21 protein-coding genes and 1 pseudogene are annotated in these 26,051 nt (G+C 65.5%); 13 read left to right on the forward strand and 9 right to left on the reverse strand.

Features of this window, described 5'->3' with window-relative positions; all coding sequences use genetic code 11:
- Nucleotides 1–15 precede the first annotated feature (15 nt).
- Both H4W01_RS07280 and H4W01_RS07285 read right to left on the reverse strand, forming a co-directional pair.
- Nucleotides 16–1,197 carry a M24 family metallopeptidase gene (locus H4W01_RS07280; protein WP_209610482.1) on the reverse strand — a complete coding sequence of 394 codons (1,182 nt, stop codon included), beginning with the start codon at nucleotides 1,195–1,197 and terminating at the stop codon, nucleotides 16–18.
- Complete coding sequence (locus H4W01_RS07285; protein ID WP_334685189.1) at nucleotides 1,194–2,429, reverse strand: NAD(P)/FAD-dependent oxidoreductase; 1,236 nt, start codon at nucleotides 2,427–2,429, stop codon at nucleotides 1,194–1,196. The genes H4W01_RS07280 and H4W01_RS07285 overlap by 4 nt, the downstream gene beginning before the upstream one ends.
- Nucleotides 2,430–2,510: 81 nt before the next feature.
- On the opposite strand from H4W01_RS07285, the gene H4W01_RS07290 reads away from it, so the two are divergent.
- Genes H4W01_RS07290 through H4W01_RS07310 form a run of 5 tightly spaced genes read left to right on the forward strand, consistent with a single transcriptional unit; the run spans nucleotide 2,511 to nucleotide 8,106 of the window.
- Nucleotides 2,511–3,425 (forward strand): dihydrodipicolinate synthase family protein, encoded by a 915-nt coding sequence (locus H4W01_RS07290; RefSeq protein WP_010402273.1) that lies wholly within the window; start codon nucleotides 2,511–2,513, stop codon nucleotides 3,423–3,425.
- Nucleotides 3,426–3,434: 9 nt separating this feature from the next.
- Nucleotides 3,435–4,433 carry a 4-hydroxyproline epimerase gene (locus H4W01_RS07295; RefSeq protein ID WP_209610484.1) on the forward strand — a complete coding sequence of 333 codons (999 nt, stop codon included), beginning with the start codon at nucleotides 3,435–3,437 and terminating at the stop codon, nucleotides 4,431–4,433.
- A 32-nt stretch (nucleotides 4,434–4,465) separates the two neighbouring features.
- Nucleotides 4,466–5,122, forward strand: coding sequence for a GntR family transcriptional regulator (locus tag H4W01_RS07300; RefSeq protein WP_209610485.1), 657 nt, complete (start codon nucleotides 4,466–4,468; stop codon nucleotides 5,120–5,122).
- A 21-nt stretch (nucleotides 5,123–5,143) separates the two neighbouring features.
- The gene (locus H4W01_RS07305; RefSeq protein WP_209610486.1) at nucleotides 5,144–6,556 is read left to right on the forward strand and encodes an amino acid permease; all 1,413 of its coding nucleotides are present in this window, start codon (nucleotides 5,144–5,146) and stop codon (nucleotides 6,554–6,556) included.
- A gap of 2 nt (nucleotides 6,557–6,558) precedes the next feature.
- The gene (locus H4W01_RS07310; protein ID WP_334685190.1) at nucleotides 6,559–8,106 is read left to right on the forward strand and encodes a glycoside hydrolase family 27 protein; all 1,548 of its coding nucleotides are present in this window, start codon (nucleotides 6,559–6,561) and stop codon (nucleotides 8,104–8,106) included.
- A gap of 118 nt (nucleotides 8,107–8,224) precedes the next feature.
- Here H4W01_RS07310 and H4W01_RS07315 read toward each other — a convergent pair whose 3' ends face one another.
- A complete protein-coding gene (locus H4W01_RS07315) occupies nucleotides 8,225–8,659 on the reverse strand; it encodes a hypothetical protein (RefSeq protein ID WP_334685191.1) in 435 nt (144 codons plus the stop codon).
- A gap of 93 nt (nucleotides 8,660–8,752) precedes the next feature.
- Nucleotides 8,753–11,515, reverse strand: a complete 2,763-nt coding sequence (locus H4W01_RS07320) for an ATP-binding protein (RefSeq protein WP_209610487.1) — start codon at nucleotides 11,513–11,515, stop codon at nucleotides 8,753–8,755.
- 191 nt (nucleotides 11,516–11,706) lie between these two features.
- On the opposite strand from H4W01_RS07320, the gene H4W01_RS07325 reads away from it, so the two are divergent.
- The 7 genes from H4W01_RS07325 to H4W01_RS07355 all read left to right on the forward strand — a co-directional run bounded on the left by H4W01_RS07325 (nucleotide 11,707) and on the right by H4W01_RS07355 (nucleotide 19,906).
- Nucleotides 11,707–12,540 (forward strand): hypothetical protein, encoded by an 834-nt coding sequence (locus H4W01_RS07325; RefSeq protein WP_209610488.1) that lies wholly within the window; start codon nucleotides 11,707–11,709, stop codon nucleotides 12,538–12,540.
- Nucleotides 12,541–12,757: 217 nt separating this feature from the next.
- On the forward strand, nucleotides 12,758–14,377 hold the full coding sequence (locus tag H4W01_RS07330; protein WP_209610489.1) for an MFS transporter: 1,620 nt from the start codon (nucleotides 12,758–12,760) through the stop codon (nucleotides 14,375–14,377).
- The gene (locus H4W01_RS07335; RefSeq protein WP_209610490.1) at nucleotides 14,364–15,458 is read left to right on the forward strand and encodes an HlyD family secretion protein; all 1,095 of its coding nucleotides are present in this window, start codon (nucleotides 14,364–14,366) and stop codon (nucleotides 15,456–15,458) included. Before H4W01_RS07330 ends, H4W01_RS07335 begins: the two co-directional genes overlap by 14 nt.
- A complete protein-coding gene (locus H4W01_RS07340; protein ID WP_209610491.1) occupies nucleotides 15,455–16,867 on the forward strand; it encodes an efflux transporter outer membrane subunit in 1,413 nt (470 codons plus the stop codon). Before H4W01_RS07335 ends, H4W01_RS07340 begins: the two co-directional genes overlap by 4 nt.
- Nucleotides 16,868–17,185: 318 nt before the next feature.
- Complete coding sequence (locus H4W01_RS07345; protein ID WP_209610492.1) at nucleotides 17,186–17,968, forward strand: 3-hydroxybutyrate dehydrogenase; 783 nt, start codon at nucleotides 17,186–17,188, stop codon at nucleotides 17,966–17,968.
- 16 nt (nucleotides 17,969–17,984) lie between these two features.
- On the forward strand, nucleotides 17,985–19,166 hold the full coding sequence (locus H4W01_RS07350; RefSeq protein WP_209610493.1) for a patatin-like phospholipase family protein: 1,182 nt from the start codon (nucleotides 17,985–17,987) through the stop codon (nucleotides 19,164–19,166).
- Nucleotides 19,163–19,906 carry an acetoacetate decarboxylase gene (locus H4W01_RS07355; protein ID WP_209610494.1) on the forward strand — a complete coding sequence of 248 codons (744 nt, stop codon included), beginning with the start codon at nucleotides 19,163–19,165 and terminating at the stop codon, nucleotides 19,904–19,906. The genes H4W01_RS07350 and H4W01_RS07355 overlap by 4 nt, the downstream gene beginning before the upstream one ends.
- Nucleotides 19,907–20,337: 431 nt before the next feature.
- On the opposite strand, the gene cyoD is transcribed toward H4W01_RS07355, so the two are convergent.
- From cyoD to H4W01_RS07375, 5 genes and pseudogenes are all read right to left on the reverse strand, one after another.
- Nucleotides 20,338–20,724: a cytochrome o ubiquinol oxidase subunit IV gene (gene cyoD, locus H4W01_RS07360; protein WP_209610495.1), complete on the reverse strand. Its 387-nt coding sequence runs from the start codon at nucleotides 20,722–20,724 to the stop codon at nucleotides 20,338–20,340.
- Nucleotides 20,721–21,383, reverse strand: a complete 663-nt coding sequence (gene cyoC / locus H4W01_RS22815; RefSeq protein WP_334685416.1) for a cytochrome o ubiquinol oxidase subunit III — start codon at nucleotides 21,381–21,383, stop codon at nucleotides 20,721–20,723. The genes cyoD and cyoC overlap by 4 nt, the downstream gene beginning before the upstream one ends.
- A gap of 36 nt (nucleotides 21,384–21,419) precedes the next feature.
- Nucleotides 21,420–23,393: pseudogene (cyoB, locus tag H4W01_RS07365) on the reverse strand (cytochrome o ubiquinol oxidase subunit I); the annotation flags it as partial.
- A gap of 3 nt (nucleotides 23,394–23,396) precedes the next feature.
- Nucleotides 23,397–24,314, reverse strand: a complete 918-nt coding sequence (cyoA, locus tag H4W01_RS07370) for a ubiquinol oxidase subunit II (RefSeq protein WP_334685192.1) — start codon at nucleotides 24,312–24,314, stop codon at nucleotides 23,397–23,399.
- 500 nt (nucleotides 24,315–24,814) lie between these two features.
- The gene (locus H4W01_RS07375; protein ID WP_209610497.1) at nucleotides 24,815–25,210 is read right to left on the reverse strand and encodes a winged helix-turn-helix transcriptional regulator; all 396 of its coding nucleotides are present in this window, start codon (nucleotides 25,208–25,210) and stop codon (nucleotides 24,815–24,817) included.
- Between the two features lie 89 nt (nucleotides 25,211–25,299).
- Between H4W01_RS07375 and H4W01_RS07380 the strand changes: the two genes are divergently transcribed.
- Nucleotides 25,300–25,887 (forward strand): FMN-dependent NADH-azoreductase, encoded by a 588-nt coding sequence (locus tag H4W01_RS07380; protein WP_209610498.1) that lies wholly within the window; start codon nucleotides 25,300–25,302, stop codon nucleotides 25,885–25,887.
- The last annotated feature ends 164 nt before the right edge of the window (nucleotides 25,888–26,051 follow it).

The following is a 26,051-nucleotide window of genomic DNA, read 5'->3' on the forward strand; positions in this document are numbered from 1 at the left end:
TGCCCCTCGGCGCGCTTAAGCGGCGAAAGGACGGTCGAGCGATGGCTGGGGTTGGGTGAACCACTCCGCCCCAGTCGCGGTCACATGGAAATGGTCTTCAAGCCGAATGCCAAAGCGATCGGGCACGACGATCATCGGCTCGTTCGAAAAGCACATGCCCGGTGCCAGCGGGGTTTGGTCGCCGCGAACCAGATAAGCGGGCTCATGAATCGACAGGCCGATGCCGTGCCCGGTGCGGTGCGGGAGGCCGGGCAGGCGATAGTCGGGCCCGAGCCCCGCGTGTTCCAGCACCGCGCGTGCCGCAGCGTCGATCGCTTCGCACGGCACGCCGGGTGCGACTGCGGCGAAGGCGGCGGCCTGTGCTTCCTGTTCGAGCGACCATAGATCGCGCACGTCATCTTCGACCCGGCCGAAGGCATAGGTTCGGGTGATGTCGCTATGATAGCCATCGACCGTACAGCCGGTGTCGATCAGGACGAGACTGTCGTCTTCGAGCCGCTGATCGCCAGGCAGACCGTGCGGGAATGCGGTCGCACGTCCGAACTGGACGGCGCAAAAGGTGGAGCCCGCCGCGCCAAGCGAACGGTGTGCGGCATCGATGAAGCGGATCACCTCGCTTGCAGCGATGCCGGGCCTGAGGATGCGCGCCGCGCGCCGCTGGACTTCCAGCGTCATTGCCTTGGCTTGCTGCATCAGCGCGAGTTCGGCGGCGGATTTGATCATGCGACAGCCGTCGATCGCGGCGGCCCCGTCGATCAGGGTCAGCCCATGCTGGCGCAGGCGCTCGCCATAGTGGAACGGCAATAGTGGATCGACCGCGAGCGTCGTCCCGCGCGGCAGCGCGTCCGCGACCAGCGCGCTGGGGTCTTCGTCTTCCTCCCACAGCAAAGGCTCGGCAGCAACGGCGAGGCCGGCTTCGAGCGAACCCAGTTCGAACGCCGGACAGATTAATCGCGGCGTACCGGTCAGCGGCAGGAGCAAGGCGACCAGCCGCTCGGTCGGCGACCATGGCAGGCCCGTGAAATAGCGCAGGCTCGCCCCGGCGTTGACCAGCAGTGCGGTCGCGCCGGAGGCTTCGGTCAGGGCGCGGGCACGGTCGAGCCGGTCGCGCCGCTCGGCTGGTGTGATCGGCGCGGAAGGGGTCGGCCATGGACCGAGCGTCGCCAGTTGTTCGTCCGCCGTCGATCCGCCGATCATCGTCTGCCTCCCTTGCCGCCAAACCGTTCGAGGTCGAACGGGGCCATGTCGATACGATCCGGGTGCCCGCCGATCATCCCGGCGATGATTTCCGCCGTGACCGGGGCGAGCGTGAGCCCGAGATGTTGATGCCCGAACGCGTAGAACAGATTGTCCGCGCGGCGCGACCGGCCGATCGCCGGAAGATAATCGGGCAGGGTTGGGCGGCTGCCCATCCAGCGCGTGAACGGTCCGCCAATGGCAAGGCCGAGGTCGCCGACATGCTGTTCGAGCCGCTCCCATTTGCGCGGGTCGGGCGGACCATCGACATGGCCGAGTTCTACAAAACTTGCCGCCTGCACGTGATCGCCGAAGCGCGTGACGATCATTGACCGATCCTCGAACACGACCGGCGGGAGATCATGCGGCCAGCCCGTGGCGCTTGCGCGGATATGATAGCCGCGCTCGGCGATGATCGGCGCGCGATGGCCGAACGCCGCCACGATCGGTGCCGAGCGGACGCCTGCGGTGACCAGCACGCAATCGGCGTCCAGACCCGGGATCGTCGCTTTCCCGTCCTCGCGCAGCAAAGTTGCCTCCTGCTCGACGATCGTGCCACCCGCCGCGCAAAAGGCTGCGCTCAGCACGGCGGCGAGCCTGCCCAGATCGGTGATCTGGCCGGTGCCGTGGAACTGGATGGCACCGCCAAGCGGCACCGTCGTCGCGCTTTCGAGCGCCGCGATTTGCTCCGCTGTTGCGGTGCCAAAGCTTGCGGTGCCGGTATCCGCTTGCGACCACGCCGCGCGTCCTGAAGCCGCCGTTGCAGCGCTTTCCCACACGACCAGATGGCCGGCTTCGCTCAGCAGATCGGGTGCCTCGATTGCCGTCACCAGGCGTCGCCAGGCGGGCAGGGCATCGGCGAGCAACGTCGCGAGCGCACGTTTGCCCACGGCGAAGCGCTTCGGTCGGGCGGCGGCGATCATGCGCGCCGCGAACGGGAGCCAGTCCCCGACTGCGGCGAGCGGGAGGTCGAGCGCGCCGCCGCGAGCGAACAGACGGTCACCCGCCGAGCGCAACGTTGCGATCGAGGCGAGCGGGGCAACTTGCTCGGTTGCGATATGGCCAGCGTTGCCCCAGGATGCCGCGTCACGGCGTGTGGAGCGTTCGACGAGTGTCACTATATGCCCCCCCTGCGCGAGCCGGAGTGCACAACTGAGACCGACCACGCCCCCGCCGATCACCGCGATTTTCACTTTCGACTTTCTCCTGTTGCCCTGCAGCATTTCACTTCGTATACCGTATTCCAGATCAAACAAAAGGACGGATCACGGAAAATGGCAATCGGTTGGAGGGGTGTTTTCCCCGCTGTAACGACGCAGTTGCGCGCGGATCTGTCAATCGACCTCGCTGATACGCAGCGCGTCGTCGACGACCTGATCCGCGACGGCGTCACCGGTGTGATCGCGCTTGGCACGGTCGGTGAAAACAACTCGCTTGAATATGACGAGAAGGTCTCGGTGCTCTCGGCGATCGTGGAAGTGGTGGCCGGTCGCGTGCCCGTGCTCACCGGGGTTTCCGAATATGATACGCGTCGCGCGGTGCGCTATGCGCAGGCGGCGGAGAAGATCGGTGCCGATGGTCTCATGCTGCTGCCGCCGATGGTCTATGTGCCGCAGCCCCACGAGCTCGTCGCGCACTTCAAGGGCGTCGCGAACAACACCGCGCTGCCGATCATGCTCTACAACAACCCGCCAGCCTATCGCACCGTGATCGACAAGGCGGTGCTGACCGAGCTGGTCGATACGCCCAATATCGTCTGTGTGAAGGAGTCTGCGCCCGACACCCGCCGCTTCACCGATTTCCGCAACCATTTCGGCGATCGCTACGTGTTGTTCGCCGGGCTGGACGACGTCGCACTGGAAGGGCTCTACCTTGGCGCGCAGGGCTGGGTGTCCGGTCTCACCAACGCGTTCCCGCAGGAATCGGTCGAACTGGTACGCGCGTTCGAGCGCGGCGATCATGCCAAGGCGCTCGAAATCTATCGCTGGTTCATGCCGCTGCTGCATCTCGATGCCGAGCATGATCTTGTGCAATCGATCAAGCTGGCCGAAGAAGTGATGGGGCGCGGGTCGGAACGCGTGCTCCCGCCGCGCTTGCCGCTGATCGGCGAACGCCGCGCAGAGGTGATTGCGATGGTCGAAAAGGCCGCGGCGACGCGTCCGACGATCCAAGTGGCCAAGGCGGCCTGAAGGTAGAGCGTGCGCCACACTTTCTTCTGCATAGACGGCCACACCGCCGGAAACCCGGTTCGTCTGGTGGCGGGTGGCGCACCGCTCCTGAAAGGCGACAGCATGTCGGCGCGGCGGCAGGATTTTCTGTCGCGCTTCGACTGGATCCGCACGGGGCTGTGCTTCGAGCCGCGCGGGCATGACATGATGTCGGGCGGTTTCCTCTATCCGCCGACCACGCCCGATGCCGATATCGGGATCCTGTTCATCGAGACATCGGGGTGTTTGCCGATGTGCGGGCATGGCACCATCGGCATGGTCACGTTCGGGCTCGAACATGGGCTGATCCAGCCGGCGACCCCGGGCGTATTGCGGATCGAGGTGCCGGCCGGGGTGATCGACGTGCGCTATACGACCGAGGGCGATAAAGTGACGGCGGTGACCATCACCAACGTCCCGGCCTATGTCGCGCAGCGCGGCCTCGCGGTCGATGTCGAGGGGATTGGCCCACTGACGATCGACGTCGCATATGGCGGCAATTTCTACGCGATTATCGAGCCGCAGGGGGGCTATGCGGGGCTCGATGCGCTCGGCGCGGCGCGGCTGGTCGAGCTGAGCGGACGCGTTCGCGACGCGGTGCGCGCGCAATATGAACCCGTCCATCCGCTCGACCCGACGATCCGTGGCGTCAGCCATATCCTATGGGCCGACGCGCCGCTCGCCAACGATGCCGACGGCCGCAACGCGGTCTTCTATGGGGACAAGGCGATCGATCGATCGCCGTGCGGCACGGGCACCTCGGCGCGGCTTGCACACCTGGCGGCGACAGGGCGGCTGAAAGTGGGGGACCGCTTCATACACGAAAGCTATATCGGCAGCCGCTTCATCGGTCGCGTCGAAGCGGATACTATGCTCGGCGATCTGCCGGCGATCATCCCGTCGATCGAAGGATCGGCGATTACCACCGGATTTAATACGATCTGGATTGATCGCGCCGATCACTTCTGGGAAGGTTTCCAGGTTAAATGAGCAAACCCGCCGTTTCTCCGGAGCACGCCCGCATGAGCATCGTCGTTCGCACTTTATCGGAACGCGTATTCGAGATCGTCCGCGAGCAAATTGTCACTGGGCAGTTGCCGCACGATTTGCCGATCCGCCAGGATGCGCTGGCGGCTGAGTTGGGGGTCAGCAAGATCCCGCTGCGCGAGGCGCTGGCGCGGCTCGAGCAAGAAGGGCTGCTGACCAGCCAGGCCAATCGCGGCTATTTCGTCCAGCCGATGTCGAGCGCCCAAGCCGAGGAAATCTTCGAGCTGCGGCTTGCGGTCGAGCCGGTTGCGGCGGCGCGCGCCGCGCGTGTGGCGACCGATGCCGACCGCCGCGCCGCGACCGAAAGCTTCGAGCGGCTTGATGACGCCGCAGAGGGCAATCTCGCCGAGGTGGCGATGCGCAATCGCGAATTCCACACAGCACTCGTCCGCCCGGGAGATCGTATCCTGACCACGCAGGTGGTGGAACGTCTCACAATCCTTGCCGAGCGGTATGTCATCGCGCATCTGGCACCGGCCGGCCGCGACGAGCGCGCGCATGTCGAGCATCGCGGATTGCTCGATGCCTGGCTGGCGCGCGACGAAGCCACCATCGTGTCGATGCTGAGCGAGCATATCGCCGCCACGCTCGACGATTTGCGCATAGAGTTTGCGGCAGCCGCCGCGACCTGATTCATCATTCCAGGAGAGGTCATGTTCGGACCACGTAAGCCGCTCGACAGCGTTACGAGTCACCCCAAGAACGCGCGCCTCGCCAAGACATTGAGTTGGCCGCATCTGGTCGCGCTCGGGGTCGGCGCGATCGTTGGCACGGGTATCTACACCTTGGTCGGCGTTGGAGCCGAACGTGCGGGCCCGGCGGTGATCCTCGCCTTCGTCATCTGCGGGCTGGTGTGTGGATGTGCTGCCTTGGCCTATGCCGAGCTCGCGACGATGATCCCTGCGGCGGGGAGTGCCTATACGTTCAGTTACGCCGCGCTCGGCGAAGGCATCGCCTGGATCGTCGGCTGGAGCTTGATCCTCGAATATTCGCTCGCCTGTTCGACCGTGGCGGTGGGCTGGTCGGGTTATCTGGTGGGCTGGATCGAGTCTGCGGGCGTGCATTTGCCGCACGCCTTGCTGGTCGGGCCGCATGGCGGCGGCATCGTCAATTTGCCGGCGGTCGCGGTGGCACTTGCCGTGATGGGCATGTTGATCGCGGGAACGCGCGAAAGCGCGACGCTCAACATCATCCTGGTGGTGATCAAGCTGGTGGCACTTGGCGTCTTTGTCGCCTTTGCCGCGCCCAATTTCCACACCGCCAACCTGCATCCATTCATGCCCTATGGCTTCGGCAGCGACGGCAAGCATGGTGTGATGGCGGCGGCGGCGATCGTATTTTTCGCTTTCTACGGCTTCGATGCGGTCGCGACCTCGGCCGAGGAGACCAAGAACCCCGCGCGCGATCTGAAGATCGGCATCATCGGGTCGATGGCATTGTGCACGATCATCTATATGGCGGTGGCGATCGCCGCCGTCGGTGCGCTGCCGTTCACCGCGCTCGCCAATTCGCCCGAGCCGCTCGCTTTGGTGCTGCGCAATCTCGGGCAGCCGCTCGCGGCGCATCTCATCGCCTTGGCCGCGATCATCGCGCTCCCCTCGGTCATCCTGGTGATGATGTACGGCCAAAGCCGCGTGTTCTTCGTGATGGCGCGCGATGGTTTGCTGCCGCGCCGCCTCGCCAAGGTCTCGCAGCGTACGGGCGCGCCGACGTTGATCACCGTGTTGACCGGCGTGACGATCGCGCTGGTCGCGGGGATCTTCCGGCTCGACGAGATCGCCGAACTCGCCAATGCCGGGACCTTGCTCGCCTTCATCTCGGTTGGCGCATGCCTGATGGTGCTGCGCCGCACTGCGCCCGATGCCAAGCGGTTGTTCCGCGCACCTGCCCCCTATGTCGTCGGCATGCTGACGATCCTCGGCTGCCTGTATCTGATGGTCAGCCTGCCACCGATGACGCTGGTGCGCTTCGCCGGCTGGAACGTGATCGGGCTCGTCATCTACTTCGCCTATAGCCGACGGCATAGCGACGTAGCGGCGCGCGCGGCATCGGTTGCGGCGCTTTGAGCGTGCGACCTTGGCGGCACTTGGTCGCGGGTGTGGCGGCGTGGCTGGGGATGCTGCTCGCTGGTTCGCCAGCCGTCGCGCACCCGCTCAGCTTCACCCCGGCGCAGGGGGCTTATGACATCGCGTTTGTGTTCCCCGGCGCACCGGCCAACCCCGGCATCCGGATGCTCGAGTTGCACCGCGCCGCCGACGGGAGCGTGTCGGGCTGGGTGACGTCGGACTGGTATGGCCGGATGCCGATGCAGCAGATCGTGGGAACGCCGACGCTGCTCAGCTTCGACATGCGCAACCTCAACACGCCGGGCGTGCCCATCCGGCATTGGCGCGCGCAGGTGCGCGGGCAGAACGTGACGCTCGACGGCGGCATCTGGGACTCGACAGTCGCGCTGACCGGGCACCGCGCCACCGCCGCCGAACGGACCGCGCTGACGTTCCACGAAACCACACTGCCGGCACTGGGGACGCTTGCGCCCGACGGCCTCGCTTTGACCCCGCCAATGGGGTGGAGCAGCTGGAACAAGTTCGCCGACAAGATCGACGACGCTACGATCCGCGCGATTGCCGATGCGATGGTTTCGACCGGCTTGCGCGATGCGGGCTATACTTACGTCAATATCGACGATGGCTGGCAGGGCGTGCGCGGGGCCGACGGCCAGATCCGGCCCAACGCCAAATTCCCCGACATGAAGGCGCTCGCCGATTATGTCCACGCGCGTGGGTTGAAGTTTGGCCTCTATTCGTCGCCCGGGCCACGCACCTGTGCCGGCTATGAGGGTAGCTACGGGCATGTCCGGCAGGATGCGCAGACCTTCGCCGACTGGGGCGTCGACTATCTCAAATACGATCTGTGCTCCGGCGAATATTTCTATGCCGATGCCGACACCGTCCAGCGCAGCTATTATGAGATGGGCGCTGCGCTCCGCGCGACCGGGCGGCCGATCGTTTATTCCTTGTGCGAATATGGGCGGTTCCACGTGGGCAGCTGGGGCAGGGCGGTCGGCGGTCATCTGTGGCGCACGACGGGCGACATCACCGACGATTATGCGACGATGGCACGGATCGGGTTCGAGAAGAATGGCGATCCAAACAACGCCGGGCCGGGCGGGTGGAATGACCCCGACATGCTCGAAATCGGCAATGGCGGCATGTCAGAAGCCGCTTATCGCTCGCATATGACCCTATGGGCGATGTCGGCCGCCCCGCTGATGATGGGCCACGATGTCCGCACGACGAGCGCGGCGGCGAAACGCCTGCTCGAAGACCGCGCCGTAATCGCCATCGATCAGGATGCCAGGGGCGTGCAGGGCAAGGCGGTGCGCAAGCAAGGCACCTCGGAAATCTGGCTCAAACCGCTGGCCGGGGGGGCATATGCGATCGCCGTGTTCAATCGTGCCGATGCGCCCGTGACCCTGACGCTACGCCCGGCCGATATCGGGTTGGACGCGTTCACGGCGATGCGCGACGTCTGGAAGGGGGGTGCGCTCGATCCGCAGGTCTCGACCTTCACGGTTCCCGCCAACGATGTGGTACTGCTGCACGTTCGTGGGTAGCCAGCGTTAGACCGGGCAGAGACCGGCATTGTTGAGCGGTACGTCGATGCGGCCGTCATTAGGGCGGTTTTCGGCTGCGTGGGGGGGGCATTGCCTTTGAAGCACCGGCGGTGTCTGGTCAGGAAGGCACCGCTTGCCGTTGTTCGATCCAGTCGAGAAACGCGCCGTGCCCGTGGAAGTCGAGGCGAATTTCGTCCCGCAGGCCGCGCACGATCGGCGTGGTGAGAAACCGGTCGATATCGCGCGACCAGATTGCCCACATGCGCGTTTTCACATAGCCTTGGGCCCGCAACTCATAGAGTTCGTGGATGAGGTGCATCACCTGCAACAGGCCGGGAAGAATGCGCGACAGTTCGTCGGGCGACAGTTCTGCAGTCCAGATCGGCAGCAATTCGGTAAGCAGCATGTGCCGCACGGTTTGCAGGCGATCCGAATAGGCGAGGAAGATCTGCGCGTCGAGCTGGCGCGTGTGGTTGCGCATCGCCGTATAGACGGCGATCACCCCGACGAACACGCCACTGGTGCCCATGAAACGTAAGACGATTTCTAGCATTGCTCCTGCCTCGCGGCACCGAGGCGGGCTTCTTCCCGGTATGCGTGCCAGGCGGCGTAACTGCCCCGGTGTCGCAGGGGGCGTGACTTGGCGTTAGCTGGGTCCCTCCGGCAGCACGACCCGAGCCGCGCGGACGTCCGCACCGTGATCGTCGCCTTCGATCCGGGCGAGCGCCGGCACCAGGATGTGCGCGGCATCATCCGGCTCCATCAGGCGGCCTAGCGACGTCGCGGCCCGCAGCGCCCAGAGCCCGGCACCCTGCGCCTCCGCGATCGCCAGCGCCCGCTCGAACAGCGCCCGCGCCGCCGCTGCATCGCCGGCAAGCAGCGTATTCTCGCCAGCGGCCCGCAGGATCTCCGCAGTCGCCCAGTGTGGGGCATTGGCTTCGGCTCGTGCGGTCGCTTCCGCATCGCACAGCGCCGCGCAGCAGGTGATGAAGACGTCTTTGTCGTGCGGCAAAGGCGGGCGCAACCGATCCAGCGCGAGCGGCTGCGTTGGCTTCCCCACGCGCATGTCTGCGATCCGCGAAAACCACGCGGCGAGTTCGGCCATGTAGGTGAAGCGGTTTTCGTCCGCCGCGTGGGCGAGAAGCTCGGCATAGTGCCGCGCCAGATCGTCGTCGCCCAGCCACAGCGCGACCGGACAGGCCGCGCTGCTCAACAGATAGCAGAAGGAACTCGGATTACGCACCCGCCGAGCGTCTACTACGGCTTCCATGATCATAGACCGGGCGCTTTCCAGTCGACCCTGCACTGCCAGCGTGACGCTGTGGTTGCCACGCAAAACCGTCGAATGATCATAGCGAAGCACCGCCCCGTAAGCGGTTCGGTTGCTGCGGCTGGCGAGCAGTTCGGCCGCGATCGCCGCCGATTCCTCGAGCTTGCCCACGCGGAAGGTCATCACTCCGATCACACGCTGTGCGAAATCGCGCAGGTCGGGGGCCGGATTGGTGCCTCGCAGTCCTAGCATTTGCTGCGCGAGCGTCAGGGACGCGGGATGATCGCCCATGATTCCGCGTTGACCGGAAAGCATCCACAGCGCGGTTGCCATCGCCTGGCTATCGCCGATCTTTTTGGCGATCCTAAGGACCTGGGTCGCGGCGCGTAGGAACCCTTCGCCGGGCCCGTCCGCCGCGAATAGCAGCACGCACAGGCCGATCTGCACCTGAAGTTCCTCTGCCCCACCGCGCTGGCCAAGCGAGTCCAGCGTGATGATCGCCTGCTCCAGCCAGCGATGATATTCGGCAAACTGCGACATGCCGAGCCACAGCGGTGCAGAGGCCAGGATCAGGCGGATGCCCAACCTTTTGTCGCCGTCCTCGCCCAGCGCCCAAACCAGCGCCGCGCGAACGTCGTCGATCGCGTTGCCGTATCGCTCCCACCAGGTGGTGCGCTCCATCCGCAGCCAATCGGCCTTGGCGTGATCCAGCAGCGTACCGACCCACTCGGCGTGCCGGCGCGCCGCGATTCCAGCCTCGCCCGAACCCTCCAGCTTGCGCCGGGCATAGGCCTTGGTTGTTTCCAGCAGGCGATACGTTACTCCTTGCGATGAGGGCTCGATGACGAGCAGCGACTTGGCCGCGAGTTGTAATATGGCCTGCGCGGTGCGCACCTCCTCGGCCGCACCCAGCGTGGCGACTTGCACGGCGGCGGCCAGATCGAAGCCGGAGCGGAACAGGCTGAGGCAGGCAAAGACCAGGCGCTCATCGGGTGTGAGCAGCTCGAAGCTCCAGTCCAGCATCGCTTCGAGCGTCTCGTGGCGGGCGAGGGTGCGGCGACCAAAAGCGAGGAGCGAAAGGCGTCCGGACAGCCCGCTGGACAGTCCCTCCAGCCCGACCATCGGCATCGCCGCCGCGGCCAGTTCGAGCGCGAGCGGCAGCCCGTCGAGCGAACGGCACACCGCGGCGACCTGCCGGGCATTCTCCTCGGCGAGCCGAAATCCGCTAGCGGCTGCCGCCGCACGCTCGGCGAACAGCGCGACCGACGGGTTGCTGGCGATCGTCTCCACCGCATCCGCTGCGGTGGGTACGGGCAGGGGCTGGAGATGCACCTGCACTTCGCCCGGCACCCGCAACGGTTCGCGGCTGGTCGCCAGCAGAGTGACGAGCGGGCAGGATTGCAGCAGCGCCTCTGCGGCCCTGGCTGCGATTTCGATCAGATGCTCGCAATTGTCGATCAGCAGGACGAGTTCTGCCGCGCGCAGGCGGTCCACCAGCACGGACGGCAGCGTGTCCCGGCCCATCGGGCTTTGGATCGCCGCAGCGGTGGCGGTGGCCACGTGTTCAAGGGACGTGCAGTTGGTCAGGTCGACAAAGAAGACGGCGGTGCGGGCACGAAGCTGCGCCAGCGCCGCCAGTGCGACGCTCGTCTTGCCGATGCCCCCCGAACCGACGATCGTGACGAGCCGGTTCCGCTCCACGCTTTCCACCACTTCGGCGACGCACGCCTCGCGGCCGATCAGCCGGTTGATCGGCAATGGCAGCGGAAGTGGGCGGATTTCCGGAGACTCCGGTACCTCTTCCGCGTGTTCGTCTACCGCGTCGATGCTAACGTCGGCGCGCAGCCGATAGCCGCGGCCTGGCACATTGACGATCTCGGCGTCGCCATCCGCCCCGGCCCGCAGCGCGCGACGGATCGCCGTGATGTGCACGCGCAGATTGTTCTCCTGGACGAAGATGTTCGGCCAGACGCGATCGGTAATTTCCTGCACTGAAACGACATCGCCGGCCCGCTCGGCAAGCAACGCCAGAATCGCGAGCGCACGCGACCCCAGGCCGACGCGGACGCCGCCATTCAACAATTGCCCCCGTTCCGGGCGAAGCTCGAACGAGCCGAACCGGATACACCGGTCGCTCATGATTGTCTGCCGCCTAGCGGATCCATCTATGCCCCCCCAGGCACGTTAGCGCTCCCTATATGCGCGAATTAACATCTCTTGGCACCTGTTAAGTCGGCACTTTTTGGCGGTGCGGATATGCGCGGCGGCGAGGTACAGGGATCGAGACTCGCTCGACCACCCGGGGCCGATTTCCGCAAGGGAGATAGAGTATGCGCCTCGTAGAGGTTGCCGCACCCGGCTGTGACGGTGCGGCAGAGAAGGTTTATGGACCAACGCCGGAGGCTGTGCGTGCACAACTGGAGCGGCTCCGTGTCGCCGCCTTCGGTAGCTCGGAAAAACTGTTTTCATTTCTTCGCTTCGTCGTCGAGGAAGCGCTGGCGGGCCGCGCGGCGACGCTCAAGGAAATCGTGATCGGTTCGGAGCTTTATGGCGGCGTCGTTGACTATGATCCGCGCATCGATTCCGCCGTGCGGGTGGAGGCCCGCCGTCTGCGCCGCAAGCTCGGTGCCTATTATATCGGGCCGGGTCGCGACGATGCGGTGATCGTATCGATTCCGACAGGAGGCTATGTGCCAAGCTTCCATCTGCGACAGGATGTGCCGTGCGCTGTCGCTGCCGTCGCGCGCGTGGAGGCGGGGGCACCGATGCTGGCGGTGCTGCCGTTCACCGCGCTGTGCATCCACGAAAAAGCCTTCGCTGCGGGCGTGACCGATGAGATCATCCACGCGGCGGAGCGGGCAACGTACCTCCGGGCGGCACCGCGGGCGATCATGTTCCAGTTTCGCGAAAGCCGCTATTCGCTCCACGAAGTCGCCGCGCATGCCGGCTCGGATCTGGTGCTGCATGGCACGATCCGCCGGGCGCAGGAGGTGCGCCGGGTGTGTGTGGAGCTCTCCAGCCGCTGGGGGCAGATCCTGTGGTCCGATCGCATCGACTTCGTCGGCGAGGAGGATCTCGAGGTGCAGGAGCGCATGGCTGAGGTCATCCTCGAACGGCTCCCGCGCGATACGCTACGCGAACGGGGCCTGCCGGATATCGCCTGAAGCGCGCCTTCACGTCGGCAGGTTAGTCGACGTCGACGTCTGGGGCGTCAGCCGCGCTAACAGTCACTCGCGTCCGGTCCACGGCGTCGGGATCTAAGAGCGTGCAGCGCGGCGAAAGGCTCGGCGCGACCAGAAGGTTCGACCACGTGAATGACTCACTTCTCACAGTCTATCGGCACGGACGCGTGACCGGCGGCCCGGTTTCGTCACCATTGCCATGAGCGAGGCGCATGCCTTCAGGCCCGAAGAGCGACCGCTCTTCGCAGGGTCGCCATTCTCGCCCTCGCATCCTGCCGGCCGTCGCCTCGGCTACTTTGCCGTCGGCATGTTTCTCGCCGCGACCTCGACCTTCGGGAACGCGCTGACGACGGTCAACACGGGAAACGTGGCAGGCCCGCTCGGCCTGTATGCCGCCGAGGCGGCCGCGCTGCCTGCCGTCTATGTTGCGATCAACGCGAGCGCCAACCTTTCGCTCGTCAAGGCGCGGGCGCAATTCGGCATCCCCCAGGTGACCGGCCTTTTCCTCGGTCTCTACGCGCTGGCAGGGCTGGTCCAGTTCGGCGTCGCCAGCTTCTGGGCGGCCGTGTTCGTACGCGCGACCAGCGGCATGGCGGCCGCCGCGCTGATCACCCTTGGCGTCTATTATCTGATGCAGGCCTTTCCACCAAAGGCAAAGCCGCTCGGCGCAGTGATCGGGATGGGCATTTCCCAGCTCGGTACGCCGCTGGCCCGGCTCGTCCCCGTCGCGGTGCTGGTCGACAACGGATTGTGGGGCCTGCACGCCATCGAAGTCGCGCTGGCGCTGGTCTCGCTCGCGCTCCTTCTCGCGCTGCCATTGCCGCCCAGCGAGAAGAGCGCCGCGTTCGCGCCGCGCGATTTCCTGACGATCCCCTTGGCGACCATCGGCCTGGTGCTGCTTTGCCAGGTCATCGGGCAGGGCCGTACGCTCTGGTGGATCGACACGCCCTGGCTCGGCGTGGCGCTTGCGACCGCCATAGCACTGCTCGCGGCCGCCTTTCTGAACGAGACGAACCGGCGCAATCCGCTGGTGCATTTCGAATGGATCGGCACCTGGGGCATAGTGCGCTTCGCCGCCGTGGCGCTGGTCCTGCGCCTGGCGCTTGCCGAGCAAAGCTACGGCGCGGTCGGCCTCCTGACGCTCGGCGGACTGAACAACGACCAGCTCGAGACGCTCTTCGCTATGGTCGCGCTCGCGATGCTGCTGGGCATCGTTGCCGCCGCGCTGACGCTGTCCGAGCGCCGCTTGCCCTGGCAAATTCTCGTCGCCGCGCTGATCATCGCCGCCGGCGCGTGGCTGGACAGCGACGCGACCACGCTGACCCGCCCGGCGCAGTTGATCCTGAGCCAGGCGATGATCGGCTTCGGCACCACCTTGTTCGCCGGACCGGCGCTGCTGCATGGCTTCCTCCGGATGATCCAGCGGGGCGGTGATTATCTCGTCAGCTTCGTCGTCACCTTCAGCATCTCGCAGAATGTCGGCGGGCTGATGGGATCCGCGCTGCTCGGCTCGTTGCAGACGATCTGGGCGCGCAACGCCAGCAACGCCCTGGCGGCCGACATGCTGGCGAGCGACCCGCAGGTCGCCGCGCGGATCAGCGGCGGCGGTGCCTCGCTGGCCGCCGTGCTCGTCGATCCGGCCCAGCGCGCCGCACAGGGCGCGGGCCTGCTGGGACAGGCAATGGCGCGCGAAGCCGCGGTGATCGCCTTCACCGATACCTTCCGGTTCGTGGCCATGCTCGCTTTGGCCACCGCCGCCTTCATTTTCGCGAACATCCTCGTTGCGCGCACCCGAGAGAAAACCCATGACCGCAGCTGACACCGCCCCACCGCCGGAGAACGAAGCGCCGACATGGCGCCCCGCCGCCAAGCGCCCGATACGGATCATCGCCACGGTGGCGCTGGCGCTCGCCGGCATTCTCCTCGTGCTCGCTGCCTGGAATCTGCCGCCCTTTGCAGGACGATATCAGCAAACCGACAATGCCTATGTCCGCGGCCGGGTCACGGTCATTGCGCCGCAGGTGAGCGGCTATGTCCTGCAGGTGCTGGTCCACGACTATGACGTCGTAACGCCCGGCCAGATATTGGTGCGGATCGATGACCGTATCTACCGCGCCCGCGTCGAGCAGGCGCGTGCCAATCTTGCGGCGGCTGAGGCCGCGCTTGCCAATTCTGTCCAGGCCCGGGCTTCGCGGTCGGCAGGTCTCCGGGGCCAGGTAGCGGGCGTCGAGGGCGCGCAAGCGCAGCTCGCCAGGGCGAGGGCGGACATGGCGCGCGCCAGTGATCTTGCCCGGGACGGCTCGATCTCGGTGCGCGAGCGCGACCAGACGCTGGCCGCCCTCGCCCAGGCACAGGCGCAACTGCGCCAGGCACGGGCCGGCAGCGAGATCGGCCGCCAGGATATCCGGACGGTCGAAGTCGGCCGTGGCGGCCTGGAAGCGCAGGTCGAAGCGGCGCGCGCGCAATTGCACGCGGCCGAGATCGATCTCGAGCACACCGTGGTCCGCGCGCCCGAAGGCGGCGTCCTCGGCGAGGTCGGTATTCGGGTCGGCAGCTACGTCACCAACGGATCGCAGATGCTGGCGATCGTGCCGCCGGATCGCTGGGTCATCGCCAACTTCAAGGAAGACCAGACGGGGCAGATCCGCCCAGGGCAACCGGTCAGCCTGACCGTCGACGCACTGGACGGCGCCAGGCTGAAGGGCCGTGTCGAGCGGCTGTCGCCTGCGGCCGGATCGGAGTTCGCGGTCCTCAAGCCGGACAATGCGACCGGCAATTTCGTGAAGATCCCGCAGCGGATCGGCGTGCGGATCGCGGTCGATCCCGGTGCGGCAGCGGCGAAGCGCCTGCGTCCGGGCATGTCGGTGGAGGTCCGGATCGACACGAGCGTCCGGCCATGAGGGGCCGTCTTGCTGCGAGCAGCCTTGTTCTCCTGCTGTCGGCCTGTGCCGGCCCCCGACCGGCGATGCCTGCAGCGGTCGAGGTCGTGCCGCCGACCCAGTGGCGCGACGGTCGCGAAGCCTCGGACGCTGCCGTCGATGCGCAATGGTGGCGTAGCTATGGTGATGCCACGCTGACCGGTCTCGTCGAAGCGGCGCTCGCGCACAATGAGGATGTCGAGATTGCCGCCGCGCGCGTCGAGGAGGCGCGCGCGCAGTTCGCCGCCGCGCGCGGTGCCAGGATGCCGCAGGTGCAAGGCCTCGGCACGGGCGGCCGCACCCGCAGCGTTAATGCGTTCGGGATCGATGTCGACCAATGGGCGGGGCAGGGCGAAGTGCAGGCGTCGTTCGACCTCGACCTGTTCGGCCGCCTGCGCAACAGCGCCGCCACCGCGAAAGCGCAGCTCCTCGCCAGCGACGATAGCCGCGAAACCATACGCCTCGCCGTCGCCGCAAGCGTGGTCAGCGGCTATGTCCAGCTCCGGACATATGACGAACGACGCGCGATCTTGCAGCGAACCCTCGAAGCGCGCGCGGGAAGCCTGAAGCTCATTCGGCGGCGCGCCGAAGCGGGATATGGCTCGCAACTCGACCTGGCGCAGGCCGAAGCGGAGTATCAGGCGGCGGCCCAGATCATCCCCACCGTCGACCTTGCGATCACCAAGCTCGAAAACGGCATCAGCATCCTGCTCGGCCACACGCCCGGCCCGATCGCGCGGGGATCGGCGGTCACCGCGCTGACCATCCCCGTCGTGCCGCCCCAGCTGCCGGCGCGCGTGCTTCGACAGCGCCCCGACATCGCCTCGGCCGAGCAGCAGATCGTCGCGGCGGACCACGCGCTGGACGCGGCGCGCGCCGCCTTCATGCCTGACATCAAGCTGGCGGCATCCGGCGGTTTCGTTGGTTCCTCGCTGCTTCCAGACAATCCGCTTTCGGTCTTCTCGCTGGGCGGCAGCATCCTGGCACCGATCTTCAACGGCGGGCGGATCCGCGCCCAGGCCGAAGGTGCCGCCGCCCGCCGCGACCAGGCCGCCTTCGCGTATCGAAAGGCGGCCCTTGCCGCGTTCCGCGAGGTCGAGGACGGGATGGCGTCGGTCGAACGGTACGGAGAGCAGGAGGAGGTGCTGGCGCGCCAGCAGGCAGCGCTTCTCCGCGTCCAGCAGCTTGCGTCGCGCCGCTATCGCGAGGGCTATTCGCCTTATCTCGAACAGCTCGATGCCGAGCGCAGCCTGTTATCGTCGCAATTGTCGCTCGTCCAATCGCGCAGTGATCGCCTGCTCGCATCGGCCGCGCTTTTTCAGGCGCTTGGGGGCGGTTGGCAGCCTCCGGAACGGACGGCGCAATATCCGTCCGCGCCCCGGCGGCGCTAACGCGCACTCACCTCCGCACCGAAATGAAATGATCTTTAGACGTGCAGCGCGGCCGCGGGCTCGGCGTGATCGGAAGGTTGGATCCATGACGAAATACCGTCTCAACCGATGCCGACTTGGGCTCGTGCCCGTTATTTGGCTGGCCATCGCGTCTGCGACCATGGGTGTCTGCACGACCCCGCCATACTGCGCGCGCCAGCGCGACATTCCGCCGCCGCTCTGTGGTGGGAAGCAACCTGCGCAGCGGTGAGACCTCCGAACGCCACACAGATCCCGCCTCGGAGAGAGGTGCTGGTGCCAGACAATAAGGACATTCAAATGGATTTGAGAGATAAAGCCGCGATCGTCACGGGTGCCGCCAGCGGTATCGGCAAGGAGATCGCCCGCGAGTTCGTCCGACAGGGCGCAAAAGTCGCCATCGCCGATCTCAATATCGACGCCGCGCGCGCGACGGCCGACGAACTCGATGCCAGCGGCTCGTCGACTTTCGCCGTGAAGATGGATGTGACGAACGAGACCGAGGTCGAGGCTGGCGTCAGCGCGGTATGCGATCGGTTTGGGGGTATCGATATCCTCGTCTCCAACGCAGGCATCCAGATCGTCGCACCGGTGGACCAGTTCGATTTTGCCGACTGGAAGAAGATGCTCGCGATCCACCTGGACGGCGCGTTCCTCACCACCCGGGCCTGTCTCCAGCGGATGTACGCCCAGCAGCGCGGTGGGTCGATCATCTACATCGGCTCGGTCCACTCCAAAGAAGGCTCCAAGCTGAAGGCACCCTATGTTGCGGCCAAGCACGGGCTGATCGGTCTCGCCAAGGTTGTCGCGAAGGAAGGGGCGGACCATGGCGTCCGCGCCAACGTCGTCTGCCCCGGCTTTGTCCGGACGCCGCTGGTCGAGAAGCAAATCCCCGAACAGGCAAAAGCCCTCGGCATCACCGAAGACCAGGTGGTCCGCGACGTGATGCTCAAGGAAACCGTCGACGGGCAATTCACGACGCTCGACGACGTCGCGCGGTGCGCGGCGTTTCTCGCGGCATTTCCGTCAAACGCCCTGACCGGTCAGTCGCTCGTGGTCAGCCACGGCTGGGCGATGCAATAGGGAAGGAGGCGTCCAAATGACTATATCCTCGAAACCCGAGAGGTTGGGGCGGACCGGGCGCTTGCAGCAAACGGTTCCCTTCGAGTGCATCGCGCTTGTCCTGCAAGGGGGCGGTGCCCTGGGTGCCTATCAAGCCGGTGTGTACGAAGCGTTGGCCGAAGCCTCGCTTCACCCCGACTGGGTCGCGGGCATTTCGATCGGCGCAATCAACGCCGCCCTGATCGCGGGCAACGCGCCGGAGGTGCGCGTCGAGAAGCTGCGGGCGTTCTGGCAGACCGTGACGGCCGACCCGTGGGCGGACTGGTTCGGTCCGCCAAGTCAGTTCGGCGGCGACCTCGTTCGCCACTGGGCAAACCAATGGCATGCGGTCTCCGCCGTCCTGCACGGTGCCGCAGGATTTTTTGCGCCGCGGCAGGTCCCCGCCTATTTCGCGCTTACGGGGACGGCCGACGCGATCAGCTTCTACGATACGTCAGCGCTCAAAACCACGCTTGAGCGGCTGGTCGATTTCGACCGGATCAATGCCGGCGAAATGCGCTTCAGCGTCGGCGCGGTGAACGTGGCGACAGGCAATCTGGTCTATTTCGACAATAGAACACACGAGATCCGGCCCGAGCACATCATTGCCAGTGGCGCGCTCCCCCCGGCTTTTGCGCCGGTCGAGATCGAAGGCGAATATTATTGGGACGGCGGTGTGGTGTCGAACACACCGCTCCAATGGGTCGTCGAGAGCGCAGAACGCCAGGATACGCTTGCCTTCCAGGTCGATTTATGGAGTGCGCGCGGCAGCATCCCCCGCTCCCTGCCGGAGGTGATGACGCGTCAGAAGGAAATCCAATATTCCAGCCGCACGCGGGCGCGATCCGATCAGTTCAGAAAGGAGCAGCAGCTCCGCAGCGCTTTGACGGAACTCATCTCGAAACTGCCCGAGCATTTGCGCGATACGCCCGAATATGCGGTTTTGGCACCGGAGTCAGAGCGCAAGGTCTACAACATCATTCAGCTCATCTATCAGTCGCGGCGCACGGAGGGAGATTCCAAGGACTTCGAATTTTCCGCGCACAGCATGGATGACCATTGGGCTGCGGGACTGTCCGACACGATCCGGACGCTGCGCCATGCTGAGGTGCTTGAGCGACCGACCAGTGCCGATGGCATCTTCACGTTCGACATCGCCACCAACGGGAGGCTTTCATGAACATCTCCGAAGTCCGTAGTCGCGCATTTGCGATGCCGTTGACGCAGCCCGCTTACCCGCCAGGGCCGTACCGGTTCTACGATCGCGAGTTTCTGATCCTCACCTACCGCACCGATCCCGATATACTTCGCGCGATCGTTCCCGAACCGCTCGAAGTCGTTTCCGATCTGGTGAAATTCGAGTTCATCCGCATGCCGGACTCGACCGGCTTCGGCAACTATACCGAAGCGGGCCAGGTCATCCCGGTTCGCTTCCGGGGGGAGGCCGGGAACTACACGCTCAACATGTTCCTGAACGATCACCCGCCGATCGCGGGCGGGCGCGAGCTGTGGGGCTTTCCCAAGAAGCTCGCCGGCCCAAGCCTCCAGACCGAAACCGACACGCTGGTCGGCACGCTGGATTATGGCCCGGTGCGCGTCGCGACCGGGACCATGGGCTACAAATATAAAGCGGGCGACGCGGAAGCGACGGTGCGCTCGCTCACCTCGCCCAATTTCCTGCTGAAGATCATTCCCCATGTGGACGGCACGGCGCGCATTTGCGAGCTCGTCGAATACCATTTGGAGGACATTCAGCTGAAGGGGGTCTGGACGGGGCCCGGGGCCTTGTCGCTGGTGCCGCACGCGCTGGCCCCGGTGGCGGATCTCCCGATCCGCGAGCTGGTTTCGACAACGCATTTCGTTGCTGACCTTACGCTCGGGCTTGGCAAAGTCGTCTACGACTATCTCGCCGACGCGTAAGCGGCGGCCGGGGCCGGGCCGTGCCCCTTACGCGACGGCCCGGCGAAACCGGAAACCCGCCTGCAAGGGTGCTGGCTAAGGGTTAGGGATGCACGAGAGGCGGGTGCCGGCTGCATGCTGGCACCCGCCTCTTGTGTTTGCGGAATATGCGCTATCGATGGCGCTCGCTGGAGCAGACCCTGGGATATCGCTCCCTAAAGGGACCGACCGGGACGCTGTACGCGCTGCTGTGCTCGCAGTGGCGGAAGGCTGTGCGGCCCAACCGAACGGAGCCGCGTCAGCGATCGGCCCGCAGGCGAAGGATCGCGGTGGCGACGCCCGCGAGCGCCAGCACGACAGCGGCGACCGCGACCTTGCGCGGGGCGATACGGTTGAGGATGGTCATTTGCTTTCCTTTGCTTTTTTGATGTGGGGGCGGATGCTTGCCGGGCTCACGACTGCATCTGCATGACCTGCTCCATAGGCATCATCTGGTAGTTCAGATTGGCCATGATCCACAGCGAGCCCGCGATGACGAGAAAGACGATGATCAGGCCGAAGGCGAGTGCGAGCACATTGTTGGTGTTGTCCGGCCCCGTGGTGATGTGCAGGAAGAACACGAGATGGATTCCCATCTGGGCGACGGCGAGCACGCACAGGCCGATCGGGATGCCTGGGTGCCAGAGCAGGTTCGATTGCGACGCCCAGAAGGAAATTCCCGTGAGCGCCAGCGCGAGCGCCAGTCCGATGATGTATCCAGCGCTGCCGGAGAGGAAGCTGTCGCTTTCCTCTCCCGGCGCAGTGTCGGGGCTGGTCGGGCGGGGTGGGTGTTCGGTCATAGGCTGGTTCCAAACAGATAGACGATGGTGAAGACGGCGACCCAAACGATGTCCAGCGCATGCCAGAACAGGCCGAAGCACAGCAGCTTGCGCTGAACCTTGGGCTCAAACCCGCGCTTGGCGATCTGGGCGGTGAGCGTCGTCAGCCACACCAATCCGGCGGCGACATGGAGCCCATGGCAGCCGACCAGCGCGAAGAAGCCGGAGAGGAAGGCCGATCGCGACGGCCCCGCACCTTCCGCAATCAGCGTCGCGAACTCGCGCAGCTCGATGGCGAGGAAGCCCGCGCCCAGCAGCCCGGTTGCGGCGAGCAGCAGCTGCGTCAAGCCGGTGTTCCTGCGCTTGGCGGCGAGCAGCGCCAGCCCGCAGGTAAAGGTCGAGAACAACAGGCACACCGTCTCGACGCCCACCGTCGACCGGCTGAACAGCATGCGTGGCGTCGGCCCGCCATCGGTCGCGCCGGACAGCACCGCATAGGTCGCGAACAGGGCCGAGAACATGACGATATCGGTCAGCAGGAACACCCAGAAGCCGAAGCTGGTGACGATGTGCCTTTCGGCCGGTCCGTCGTGGCGCGCGCTGAGCGGGACCTCGCGGTCGCCATCATGCCCCAGCTGGTGCGGGTCCGTACCCGCCAAAGCCAGCGCGGCATCTGCCATCTTCCGGCGATCGTCCGTCAGGTCGGCAAGCGCGGTGGACCCGGCGGCGCGGCGTGCCTGATCGCGTCTGGCGACTTCGCTCGCGGGGATCTCGACCTCGTCCTCTCGACGCCAGCCGAAGCGCACGAAGGCCACGAACACGGCAACCAGCCCCAGCGCCACCAGCCACCAGATATGCCAGACGAGCGCAAAGCCGGTGAAGCTGGCGCAGAACGCCGTGATGAAGCCGATCGGCGTGTTGCGCGGCATCTCGATCGCCGCATAGACCGGTGCATTGGCGAGCTGACGCCGCGCGATCTCGCGCTGCTTCATGCCCCAATAGGCTTCCTCGCCGCGCACGTCGGGAAGGACCGCGAAGTTGAACGCGGGCGGGGGCGAGGTGGTCGACCATTCGAGCGAGCGGCCGTCCCATGGATCGCCGGTCACGTCTCGCAATTGCTCGCGGTTGCGGATCGAGACGACCAGCTGCGCCGCCTGGAAGAGCACGCCGCACAGGATGAGCCCTGCGCCGCATGCCGACGCGATCATATAGGGCTGCCAGGTCGTGTCGTCATAATGCTGCATCCGCCGCGTCGCGCCCATCAGGCCGATCACGTACATCGGCATCCAGGCGAGGTAGAAGCCGAAGAACCAGCACCAGAACGCCGCCTTGCCGAGCCCGTCGTGAAGGCGGAAGCCGAACGCCTTGGGGAACCAGTAGCTATAGCCGGCGAACAGCCCGAACACGACGCCGCTGATGATGACGTGGTGGAAATGGGCGACGAGGAACTGCGAATTGTGGACGATGAAGTCGACCGGGGGCACCGCGAGGAGCACGCCGGTGAGGCCGCCGGTCACAAAGGTGATCATGAAGCCGATCGTCCACAGCATCGGCACTTCGAACCGGACCCGGCCGCCATACATGGTGAACAGCCAGTTGAAGATCTTCACGCCCGTGGGCACGGCGATGATCATCGTCGCGATGCCGAAGAAGGCGTTGACGTCGGCACCGGCGCCCATGGTGAAGAAGTGGTGCAGCCATACCATGCACGACAGTACGCAGATCACCATCGACGCGGTGACCATCGAGCGATAGCCGAACAGCGGCTTGCTCGAGAACGTAGAGACCACTTCGGAATAGATGCCGAAGGCGGGGAGGACGAGGGCATAGACCTCGGGATGGCCCCACATCCACACCAGGTTGACGAACATCATGGCGTTGCCGCCACCGTCGGTGGTGAAGAAGTGGAAGCCGAGATAGCGGTCGAGCGTCAGCATCGCCAGGCAGGCGGTGAGGATCGGGAAGATCGCGAGCATCACCAGGTTCGAGGCCAGCGCCGTCCAGCAGAACACCGGCATGCGGGTGTAGCGCATTCCGGGCGCGCGCAGCTTGAGGATCGTCGTTACCAGGTTGACCGCCGACAGCATCGTGCCGATCCCGGTGATTTGGACCGACCATAGATAATAGTCGACGCCCACCCCGGGGGAATATTGCAGCTCGCTGAGCGGCGGATAGGCCAGCCAGCCGGTCCGTGCGAATTCGCCGATGAACAGGCTGACGTTAATCAGCAGCGCGCCCGAGGCGGTCAGCCAGAAACTGACCGAGTTCATCGTCGGGAAGGCGACGTCGCGCACGCCTAGCTGGAGCGGCAGAATGAAGTTCATCATCCCCGCCACCAGCGGCATCGCCACGAAGAAGATCATGATCGTGCCGTGGGCCGAAAAGATCTGGTTGAAATGCTCAGGCGGGAGATAGCCCTGGTTGACGCCCGAGGCCATGGCCAGGTGGGTGCGCATCAGCAGCGCGTCGGAGAAGCCGCGCAGCAGCATGATCAGGCCGAGCATCACATACATGATGCCGATGCGCTTGTGGTCGACCGAGGTGATCCATTCGTGCCACAAATAGCCCCAATGGCCCTTGGCGGTGATCCAGGCGAGCACCCCGCCGATCACCGCCAGCACGACCACCGAGGTGATCAGCGGCAGCGGTTCGGCGAACGGGATGGCGCTCCAGGTGAGTTTGCCGAGCATCGCTCAATAGCCCTTGTTGCTGGCACCGTGGTCGGCGGCCATGGGAGGGGAGGCGACCTGTGCGGTCGCGATCGGCTTGCCGGCAACGATGCTGTCGAACAGCGCCGGGTCGACCGTGGCGTACGTGATTGGCGCTACTTTCCTGCTGGGCTTGGCAAGCGCCGCGTAACCCTTCGCATCCAATGCGGGCCCTGCGGCCTTGGAGACGGCGACCCAGGCATCGAAGCGGGCGCGGGGCACCGCGTCGTAGCGGAAGTGCATGTCCGAAAAGCCGTCGCCGCTGAACTGGGCGGACAGGCCGTCATAGCTGCCGACATGATCCGCCAGGAGGTTCAGCTGGGTGGCCATGCCGGTCATGGTGTAGATTTGGCCGCCCAGCTGCGGCACGAAGAAGCTGTTCATCACCGTGGCGGAGGTGAGCGTCATATGCACCGGCGCGCCCACCGGCACGACGATCCGGTTGACGCTGGCGATCCCCTGCTTGGGGTAGAGGAACAGCCACTTCCAATCGAGCGATACCACCTGCACCTCGATCACCGGCTGGGACGAGGCGAGCGGCTTGGCGGGGTCGAGATTGTGGCAGCTAATCCAGGCGACACCGCCGAGCAGCAGGATCACCATCGCCGGGATCGACCAGATGACGATTTCCACCTTGCCCGAATAGGCCCAGGTCGGGCGATAGCGCGCGCGCATGTTGCTCGCGCGGAACCACCAGGCAACGCCCAGCGTGGCGAGCATCACGGGCACGACGATGCACAGCATGATCCCCGTAGCGTTGAGCAACAGCGTCTTCTCCGCCGCGCCGACGGGCCCTTGCGGCGCGAGAATGCCACGTGCGCACCCACCCAGCAGCATCGCCGCGACGCACGCGAGGCTGATCCGCCGCCAGGGACGGTGGGGGATAGGGGTTTGCGCCCTCATGGCCGACCGACCGCAGCAAGGCATTTCGGCCTTGCAAGCATCTGCTGCTGCTTCACGTTTCACCTCAATATGTTGATGGAGCCCCTTGCGGCATTGGGGTCTTTGCGCTCGCCCAACAAAGCAGTGCCGGATATACGCTTGTTTCGCAGGATGTTGCGTGAGCACAGGGTGAGCCGTGCTGCGCTAACAGGGGAGTGTTGGGGGTAATCAGCCGCGATCCGGCCGCCCGACGCGGAGCGCCTAGCGCGGGCCGTTCAAAAGCCGCGAAGCCGCCTGCCGACGAATAGGATCAATCAGTCGCGCGGCGGCTTCACACCAAGCTCTACGCCCGCTGCGATGGACAGGGTTGGCGGTCGGCTTCGTCCTGACGCGGGGCAGACCTACGACGCGAAAGGCTTCGGCCCGCTGTTCCGGATGCTCGGCGACCGCATCCTCCGCTTCATAGAGTAAAGCGTATATGGGACGGGCTACACCAAAGACTGGGCGGACAGGGCTTCCCGCTACGCGGCACCGCGGCCACGTTCGGCGCTCACCGCCCGATCATAACGAAGACGATTTTCGTCGATCAGTTCGAGATGCTTGCCCGCCCAAGCGCCGAGCGCGCGCAGTGGCTCCGACAGCGAATATCCAAGGTCGGTTAGCGCATATTCGACTTGTGGCGGAACCGTTGGGTATACGGTCCGGCTGACCATGCCGTCGCGGTCGAGCGCCTTCAGCGTGCGGGTGAGCATTTGCTGCGAGATTCCGCCGATCGTGCGCTTGATATCGTTGAAGCGCCGCGGCCGCTCGGTAAGGACCATGACGATCATCACCGTCCATTTGTCGCCGACCAGCGAGAGCACGCTGCTCATCCTGCGGCAATCGGCGCTGACGCCGTGAGTGGCGGGCATATCCATGTGACCTGGTCCTAAAAATATGCGTCCTTGGCGGGCCGCTTTTGGTCTCATACGTGGTCCTGGTCACAAATCCAGACCGGAGACCATCTATGGAGCTTCTGCATCTCGATTCCAGTATCATGGGCGACGCCTCGGCGAGCCGCGCTGTGTCTGCCGCCGTGGTCGGACATTTGCGGGAAACCGATCCAAACCTTGAGGTCACGTACCGCGACCTCACCGCCGAGCCGATCCCGCACATGACACTCGATACGTTCCTGGCGCTGGATCGCGGCGAGGACGTGCAGCAATTTCTCGATGCCGACATCGTCGTGATCGGCGTCGGATTCTACAACTTCTCGATCCCGAGCCAGCTGAAAGCCTGGGTCGATCGCATCGCCGTGAAGGGCAAGACGTTCACCTATGGCGAGAACGGCCCGGTTGGTCTCGTCGCGGGCAAGCGCGTGATCATCGCGATCGCGCGCGGCAACGTTTATGGAGAGGGATCGCCCTATGCGGCGTATGAGCATGCCGAAACGCTGCTGCGCTCGATCTTCGCCTTCGTCGGCGCGGACGTCGAGGTGATTGTCGCAGAGGGGCTCGGTCGCGGTGAAGACGCGCGTCGGACGGCGATCGATCATGCGCTGGTTCAAGCCAGCCAGCTGTCGCCAACGTTCGGCCCTGCGGCCGTGAGCGTTTGATAGAAGGGCCCCGTTCGCGACGCGGCAGGTCCGAGTGGTGCCCGGGGCCAACATTCCGGCCGAGCGAAGCGGCCATCTCGTCTGTCGATGATCGTTATTGACGCTGCTGAACACGGAGATGGGAGTGCAGGTTGCCCTACACCCCCGTCTCCGTCCGTCATGGC

This window comes from Sphingomonas sp. PL20 (assembly GCF_017875905.1).
Classification (GTDB): Bacteria; Pseudomonadota; Alphaproteobacteria; order Sphingomonadales; family Sphingomonadaceae; genus Sphingomonas; species Sphingomonas echinoides.

Excerpts from the sequence above, each read along its gene's own strand:
- H4W01_RS07280 (WP_209610482.1), bottom strand. The coding sequence starts at position 1,197 with ATGATCGGCGGATCGACGGCGGACGAACAACTGGCGACGCTCGGTCCA.
- H4W01_RS07290 (WP_010402273.1), top strand. The coding sequence starts at position 2,511 with ATGGCAATCGGTTGGAGGGGTGTTTTCCCCGCTGTAACGACGCAGTTG.
- H4W01_RS07300 (WP_209610485.1), top strand. The coding sequence starts at position 4,466 with ATGAGCATCGTCGTTCGCACTTTATCGGAACGCGTATTCGAGATCGTC.
- H4W01_RS07305 (WP_209610486.1), top strand. The coding sequence starts at position 5,144 with ATGTTCGGACCACGTAAGCCGCTCGACAGCGTTACGAGTCACCCCAAG.
- H4W01_RS07315 (WP_334685191.1), bottom strand. The coding sequence starts at position 8,659 with ATGCTAGAAATCGTCTTACGTTTCATGGGCACCAGTGGCGTGTTCGTC.
- H4W01_RS07320 (WP_209610487.1), bottom strand. The coding sequence starts at position 11,515 with ATGAGCGACCGGTGTATCCGGTTCGGCTCGTTCGAGCTTCGCCCGGAA.
- H4W01_RS07325 (WP_209610488.1), top strand. The coding sequence starts at position 11,707 with ATGCGCCTCGTAGAGGTTGCCGCACCCGGCTGTGACGGTGCGGCAGAG.
- H4W01_RS07330 (WP_209610489.1), top strand. The coding sequence starts at position 12,758 with ATGAGCGAGGCGCATGCCTTCAGGCCCGAAGAGCGACCGCTCTTCGCA.
- H4W01_RS07335 (WP_209610490.1), top strand. The coding sequence starts at position 14,364 with ATGACCGCAGCTGACACCGCCCCACCGCCGGAGAACGAAGCGCCGACA.
- H4W01_RS07340 (WP_209610491.1), top strand. The coding sequence starts at position 15,455 with ATGAGGGGCCGTCTTGCTGCGAGCAGCCTTGTTCTCCTGCTGTCGGCC.
- H4W01_RS07345 (WP_209610492.1), top strand. The coding sequence starts at position 17,186 with ATGGATTTGAGAGATAAAGCCGCGATCGTCACGGGTGCCGCCAGCGGT.
- H4W01_RS07350 (WP_209610493.1), top strand. The coding sequence starts at position 17,985 with ATGACTATATCCTCGAAACCCGAGAGGTTGGGGCGGACCGGGCGCTTG.
- H4W01_RS07355 (WP_209610494.1), top strand. The coding sequence starts at position 19,163 with ATGAACATCTCCGAAGTCCGTAGTCGCGCATTTGCGATGCCGTTGACG.
- cyoD (WP_209610495.1), bottom strand. The coding sequence starts at position 20,724 with ATGACCGAACACCCACCCCGCCCGACCAGCCCCGACACTGCGCCGGGA.
- cyoC (WP_334685416.1), bottom strand. The coding sequence starts at position 21,383 with ATGGCAGATGCCGCGCTGGCTTTGGCGGGTACGGACCCGCACCAGCTG.
- cyoA (WP_334685192.1), bottom strand. The coding sequence starts at position 24,314 with ATGAGGGCGCAAACCCCTATCCCCCACCGTCCCTGGCGGCGGATCAGC.
- H4W01_RS07375 (WP_209610497.1), bottom strand. The coding sequence starts at position 25,210 with ATGGATATGCCCGCCACTCACGGCGTCAGCGCCGATTGCCGCAGGATG.
- H4W01_RS07380 (WP_209610498.1), top strand. The coding sequence starts at position 25,300 with ATGGAGCTTCTGCATCTCGATTCCAGTATCATGGGCGACGCCTCGGCG.